The organism is Dietzia sp. DQ11-38-2, assembly GCF_014145055.1.
In the GTDB taxonomy this organism is placed as follows: domain Bacteria; phylum Actinomycetota; class Actinomycetes; order Mycobacteriales; family Mycobacteriaceae; genus Dietzia.
Genome location: NZ_JAALDW010000216.1, coordinates 3,348 through 9,619, shown reverse-complemented (window position 1 = coordinate 9,619; position 6,272 = coordinate 3,348). Strand labels below are relative to the sequence as shown.

Genomic DNA, 6,272 nt, shown 5'->3' with positions numbered 1-6,272 from the left:
CGTCTCCCGGAGTGGCTCGGGCCGGAGGTCGAGTCCATGACGCGAGGCGGCACGCTCAGGGGGCGCGAGGTCGGCGGCGCGCTCCGACGACTGCTCCCGTGGCCGGAGGCCTCCCGGTTCGACGAGCTCGTGCCCGATCGCCTGCAGGTGCCCAGTTCGTCGTGGTACCGCGTCGACTATCCGGAACCCGGATCCGACGCGTCCCCCGTACTTGCGGTGAAGCTGCAGGAGTGCTTCGGGTGGACCTCCTCACCCCGGATCTGCGACAAACGGGTACCCGTGACGGTGCACCTGCTCTCCCCCGCCGGCCGGCCGCTCGGCGTGACCCGCGACCTGGAGTTCTTCTGGCGCGAGGCGTATCCCGGTGTGCGGGCGGAGATGCGGGGCCGCTATCCCCGACATCCCTGGCCGGAGGATCCGATGGCCGCGGAGCCCACTCGCCGGACCACCCGCCACCGCTGACGATCCCGGTCACGTAACGGGGTGAGTTTCGGCACCGTTCCGGTCCGGGCCGGCCCCTACCATGGAACCGGACGCACCTGCGCCATCCGACTCCGCCCCGGAGGGTGACCGCCATGCCCCCGTACACACCACCCTCACCCCACCGCGTGCCCCTCCCGACCAGGACCCCCGCACGCACCAAGAGGATCCCGCACGTCCGGAACCGGATCGGGGTCCTGATGGCGTTCGCCGGCCTGGCGGTGTCGCTGCTCAGCCTCTTCCTGCCGTGGCTTTCCGCCGGCGGGGGCGAGCGGATCTCCGGCCTGGGCATCACCGAGATCATCGACGTCCGCAGTGTCGCCCCGGTGCTGTTCCTCGGGTTGCTCGTCCTGGCCCTGCTCGTGACCGTGACCGCGTTCACCCGACTGGGGGCGTTCGCCGTGGCGGCGGCGGTGATGGCGGCAGGAGTACTCGCGGGTCACCTCGCCTTCGTCTGGACCCTCATCCTCTCCACGGGATCGACGACGCCGGCCCTGTCGGGGCTGCCCGCCAACGCCTCGGTGACCTTCGGGCCGTACGTCGCGGCGTCCGGGTTCGTGGTGGTCTCCGCCGCCTCGGCGTGGGCTGCCCGGTCGGCGAGATACGCCAGGGACCCCCTCTCGCGTCGAGACGGATAGACGACCTCCGGGGGAAGCGCGCTGTTATGGCACGGGCGGACAACGCCACCTATTATGTGACTTATCTCACTTGAGACTCCGGTACGACTAAGGGGCACACCATGGCCGCACAGACAACGCCCACCTCCCGCACACCCCCCGCTTCCGAGACACCGCCCCCGGCGGCGACGACGCGGGGCGGCAAGATCGTCCCTCTACTGCGCAGCCGCGTCGGCGGGCTCATCGCGGTCGCGGGTCTGGCACTCGCCCTTCTCAGCCTGTACCTCCCCTGGCTGTCCACCGCGACCGGCGGGGGCATCACCGCCCTCGAGCTCACCGAGGTCCTGGACCTCCGTGCGATGGCGCCCCTGAACTTCCTTGGCCTGCTCGTACTGCTGGTCCTGGTGGCCGTCACCGTGTTCACCCGACTGGGATTCTTCGCGGCCGCCAACGCGGTTCTCGCGTCGCTGGTGTTGATCGCCCATCTGATCTTCGTCTGGGTCCTGTTCAACTCGACCGACACCGCCGATCCGATGCTGGCGGGACTCCCCGACGGGACTTCGGTCACCTACGGGCCGTTCGTCGCCGCCATCGGCTTCATCCTGGTCATCGCCGGGTCGGTACTGGCGGCCAGGTCCGCCGAGTACCTGCTGCCGGACCGGGCCGAGGCCCGCATGTTCACCGACCCCCGGGGCTCCTGAGACGGCTCTCCCGGTCCTCAGAACACCACGACCGTGTCCCCGACCTGCAGCCTGTCGAAGTAGGTCTCGGCCGCGGGCCGGTCCATCCGGATGCACCCGTGCGACAGGTGGGCCGGGTCCCCCTCGTGGAACGCGATCCCGCCCACGAAGTACACCGCGAACGGCATCGGGGCGTCGTCGAACAGACGACTGACCTCGTGGCGGACCTTACGGGTGACCTGGTACGTCCCACGAGGGGTCTCCCACCCGGCCCTTCCGTGGGACATCCGCACCGGCCCGTAGCTCAGCCGTTCCCCCGACTGCAGCCAGGTCCGGTTCCCGTCGAGGTCCACGCACGCGGCGGCCGTGCGCGGGCAGGGGCTCTGCGGGGTGGGGTCCGGCGGCGGAGGAGGAGCAGGCGGAGGGGGCACGAAGCCGGGCGGTGGAGTGATCCCCGCCGACTCGAGCAGGCCGCCGGCGGTGGTTCGCAGGTCCGCGTCAGCCTGCGCTGAGCCGGCCGCGGCCTGATCGACCACCTGCTGGACCTCGGCCGGGAGAGCCGGCTGGGCCGTCGCGCCGGGGCTCGCGGTCCCCACCACGACGAGCCCCGCCGCCACACCGGTCACCAGCCGTGACAGTGTTCTTCTCATGCGGTGATTATGTCCGGGGTCGTCCACCTGGACAGGCGTCTGGAGTCACGTTCGGGTCTCGACCCGGGCGGTCTGAGGGCGCGGGGGCTAGCGTTCGCGTCATGAGCGCGTCACCGCTTCCCCTGCCCAGGCTCTCGGCCCCGGCTTCCCGCGCACTCAGGGATGCCGGGATCACCGACCTCCGCCAGTTGGACGGCACGCCCGAGAGAGACGTTCTCGCACTGCACGGGATCGGCCCCTCCCAGCTCGGGGTTCTGCGCGACGCGCTGACCGCCGCCGGACTCTCCTTCACCGAGCCGGTCGCCCGGCCCCGGGCGACCGGCCGGAACGACAACACGGCGATCCGTTCGGAATCGATGTCACCGCGGGGGTGGATCGAGGGGTTACCCACCGCCCGACGCGTGAAGGACGGTCTGCGCCTGCTCGACCTCTTCGGTGAGGTGACCGGCGAGGACCCCACCATGTGGGGCCCCTCGATCGTGGGCTACGGTCGGCGCCACTACGTGTACGACAGCGGACGCGAGGGCGACACCCTCCGGGTCGGTTTCAGCCCCCGGGCCTCGGCCGTCAGTCTCTACGGCCTGCTGGAGGCCCCGGGCGCGGCCGCGTTGCTCGCGACGATGGGTCCGCACAAGACCGGGAAGGGGTGCCTCTACGTCACGTCCCTGGCCCGGATCGAGGAGACCGTCCTCCGCGATCTCGTGGCCGCGGCCTGGGCGAACCCGGACTGACGCTCGCGGAACCGGGTCGAGAGTCTCGTCAGTCCCGCGGCAGCGGCTTGACCATCGGGAACAGGATCGTCTCCCTGATCCCCAGTCCGGTGAGCGCCATGAGCAGGCGGTCGATCCCCATTCCCAACCCGGTGGTAGGCGGCATCCCCTGCTCCATGGCCGCCAGGAAGTCCTCGTCGAGGACCATCGCCTCGTCGTCACCCGCCGCTGCCAACCGCGCCTGATCCTCGAAGCGCCGCCGCTGGATCACCGGGTCGACGAGCTCCGAGTACCCGGTCGCCAGCTCGAATCCACGGACGTAGAGGTCCCACTTCTCGGTGACCCCGCGGTCCGTGCGGTGGTCGCGGGTCAGGGGCGAGGTCTCCACGGGGAAGTCTCGGACGAAGACAGGACCGTCCAGCTGATCGCCGCACAGGTGCTCCCACAGCTCCTCGACGAGTTTGCCGTGCAGCCACCCCCTGCCGCTGGGGACCTCGAGCCCGACCCTGCCGGCCAGTTCGGTGAGTTCGTCGACCGTCGAGTCGACCGTGACGGCGTCCTCGTCGTCGTCACCGTTCACCAGCTCGGGGTGCGTGGCGCGCAGCGCCTCGTTGAGGGACGGGTACATGCGCATCTCGCGCCACTGCCCGCCGAGGTCGTACTCGGTGCCGTCGGCCAGGGTCACCGTGGTGGAACCGAAGACCTCGAGCGCCACCTCCTGGATGACCTCACGGATCATCGTGGCGGAGGTGTCGTAGTCCCCATAGGCCTGGTAGGTCTCGAGCATCGCGAACTCGGGGCTGTGCGAGGAGTCCACGCCCTCGTTCCGGAAGTTCCGGTTGATCTCGAAGACCCGCTCGATCCCGCCCACCACGCACCGCTTGAGGTAGAGCTCGGGGGCGATCCGCAGGTACAGGTCGAGGTCCAGGGCGTTGGAGTGGGTGACGAAGGGCCGGGCGGCGGCGCCGCCGTGCAGCGTCTGCAGCATGGGCGTCTCCACCTCGAGGAACCCCCGCCGGTCGAGGGCGGCGCGCAGTGCCCGGACGACCTTGATACGGGTGACCGCGTTGCGCCGGGCCGTGTCTCGCATGATGAGGTCGGTGTAGCGCTGACGGACCCGCGTGTCCTCGCTCAGCTCCTTGTGCGCCACCGGAAGCGGCCGGAGCGACTTGGCCGCCAGCACCCACGAGTCCGCCATGACGGACAGCTCGCCCCGCTTGGAGCGCACCACGCGGCCGGTCACCGAGACGTGATCACCCAGGTCCACGTCCTGCTTCCACGCCTCGAGCCGTTCCTCGCCCACGTTGGCGAGCGAGAGCATCGCCTGCAACTGCGGGGCGAACGGATCGGGCTCGCCCTCGGCCGCCGGGACGGACAGGTCCGCCTCGGGGCTCACACCGTCCTGGAGTCGGACGAAGCAGAGCTTGCCGGTGTTTCGGACGAACAGGACCCGGCCGGCCACCGAGACCACGACGTCGGTCTCCTCCCCCGGCTCGAGTGCGACGAAGCGCGGATCCGAGGCGATCTCGACGAGCCCGTGCGTGCGGGGGACCCCGACCGGATAGGCGTCGACGCCGGAGTCGAGGATCCGCTGCCGCTTGTCGCGACGGATACGCACCTGCTCGGGGGTGTCGTCGGCGGGCTCGGTCGAGGCGGCCCCGGGCGCGGCGGGAGTCGTGTCGGTCACGACTGTCGAGGATAGTCGCCGCTAGGCGTCGGAACCGAACCCGTCGGCACCCACGTGGTCGAGGACGTGGAGGTCCAACCTGTCCGACAGGGATTCGATGGCAGCCGCCGCCCGGATACTGTTGCCGTGCTCGTCCAGGCGCGGCGAGTACGCCGCGATGCCGTACTTGCCGGGCGCCACCGCCAACAGGCATCCCGACACCCCGCTCTTGGCGGGCAGTCCCACCTGGTACACCCAGTCACCCGCCGCGTCGTACATGCCGCAGGTGAACATCACGCTGTTGGCGTAGCGCACCGCCTTGCGCCCGAGGATCCGGTCGTCGCTACCGGGGATCACCCCGCCGTTGGCGAACATGGCCGCCATGTGGGCGAGTTCGCGGACGTCCACGCGGACCGCGCACTGGCGTCCGTATCCCGCCACCACCTCGTGGGGGTCGTCCGCGAGGGAGCCCTCCTCGGCGAGGAGGTGCGCGAGCGCCTGGTTGCGGTGCGCGCTCTTCGCCTCGATGTCGGCGATCTCCTCGTCCACCTCCACCTCTCGCCCGACGAGCCGGGAGAGCAGCGCGCGGATGTGCTCGAAGCGGGAGACCTCGTCGTCGTCGGAATCTCCCACCAGGGCGTGGGCGGCCAACGCCCCGGCGTTGACCAGCCCGTTGGGAGCCCGACCGGTGCCGGCCTCCAGGGAGATCTCGTTGAACGCCTCACCCGAGGGTTCCACCCCGATCCGCTTGGCCACCTCGTCGACGCCCTTCTGGTCCAGGGCCAGGGCGTACACGAACGGCTTCGACGCGGACTGCAGGTCGAAGCGGATGTCGTCGTCCCCCGCCGAGACGACGGTGCCCCCGAGGTCGCACACCGCGATCGCCAGGGCGTCGGGGTTCGGATGCTCGTAGTCGCCCAGGTGCGGGACCAGCTCTCCCGAGGAGTCATCGCGGACCTCGTCGAGAATGCCGTCGAGCAGGTCCGCCGAGATGTGGTCCGTCATGGACGCGACCGTACCGGCGTCGGTGCCGGCGCGCCCCCGGTCGGGCTCAGTGTGCGGAGATCGCAGACCGCTCGCGCAGCAGATGCTCCGCATCCGACAGCAGGCCGAGCTCCCCCGCGGCCCGGATCGCCTCGTGCCCCCCGTCCACCGCTCGCACCCCTCGCACGCCGCGGGAGTGCAGCTCCAGCGCGAACAGTTCGGCGTCGAGCCCGTCGTCACTGACCAGGACCACCTCGCGGCCCTCCTCCACGGCGGCGAGCGGGGACGGCGATCGGGGATCGAGGAGCTCGACGACGGGACGGGCCTCGACGGCGACCGCGCCCGCCAGCACGCCCTGTCGCTCGCGCTGGACCCGCGAGCGGATGTCCACCACGAGCGCCCCCGCCTCCACGGTGGTGCGGTAGTCCGCCACGTCCAGCGTGCGGGCGGCGGGGTCGGTGAGGGTGACGGCGAGAGAGGTCATC

8 protein-coding genes are annotated in these 6,272 nt (G+C 70.9%); 4 read left to right on the top strand and 4 right to left on the bottom strand.

Features of this window, described 5'->3' with window-relative positions; genetic code table 11:
• From G6026_RS07910 to G6026_RS07900, 3 genes are all read left to right on the top strand, one after another.
• A partial coding sequence (locus G6026_RS07910; RefSeq protein WP_277815600.1) for an ATP-dependent helicase C-terminal domain-containing protein occupies positions 1 to 462 on the top strand: 462 nt, incomplete at its 5' end.
• 113 nt (positions 463 to 575) lie between these two features.
• Positions 576 to 1,118, top strand: a complete 543-nt coding sequence (locus G6026_RS07905) for a hypothetical protein (protein ID WP_107755684.1) — start codon at positions 576 to 578, stop codon at positions 1,116 to 1,118.
• Positions 1,119 to 1,219: 101 nt separating this feature from the next.
• The gene (locus G6026_RS07900) at positions 1,220 to 1,798 is read left to right on the top strand and encodes a hypothetical protein (protein WP_182612847.1); all 579 of its coding nucleotides are present in this window, start codon (positions 1,220 to 1,222) and stop codon (positions 1,796 to 1,798) included.
• Positions 1,799 to 1,815: 17 nt separating this feature from the next.
• Here G6026_RS07900 and G6026_RS07895 read toward each other — a convergent pair whose 3' ends face one another.
• A complete protein-coding gene (locus G6026_RS07895; protein WP_107755682.1) occupies positions 1,816 to 2,427 on the bottom strand; it encodes a L,D-transpeptidase in 612 nt (203 codons plus the stop codon).
• 101 nt (positions 2,428 to 2,528) lie between these two features.
• On the opposite strand from G6026_RS07895, the gene G6026_RS07890 reads away from it, so the two are divergent.
• Positions 2,529 to 3,158, top strand: a complete 630-nt coding sequence (locus tag G6026_RS07890; RefSeq protein ID WP_107755681.1) for a DUF1801 domain-containing protein — start codon at positions 2,529 to 2,531, stop codon at positions 3,156 to 3,158.
• 28 nt (positions 3,159 to 3,186) lie between these two features.
• Here G6026_RS07890 and lysS read toward each other — a convergent pair whose 3' ends face one another.
• The 3 genes from lysS to G6026_RS07875 form a co-directional block, all read right to left on the bottom strand.
• Complete coding sequence (gene lysS / locus G6026_RS07885; protein ID WP_107755680.1) at positions 3,187 to 4,824, bottom strand: lysine--tRNA ligase; 1,638 nt, start codon at positions 4,822 to 4,824, stop codon at positions 3,187 to 3,189.
• Positions 4,825 to 4,845: 21 nt separating this feature from the next.
• On the bottom strand, positions 4,846 to 5,808 hold the full coding sequence (gene glsA / locus G6026_RS07880) for a glutaminase A (protein WP_182612846.1): 963 nt from the start codon (positions 5,806 to 5,808) through the stop codon (positions 4,846 to 4,848).
• A 46-nt stretch (positions 5,809 to 5,854) separates the two neighbouring features.
• Positions 5,855 to 6,272: rhodanese-like domain-containing protein (locus tag G6026_RS07875; protein WP_182612845.1), on the bottom strand; the 418-nt coding region annotated here is incomplete at its 5' end.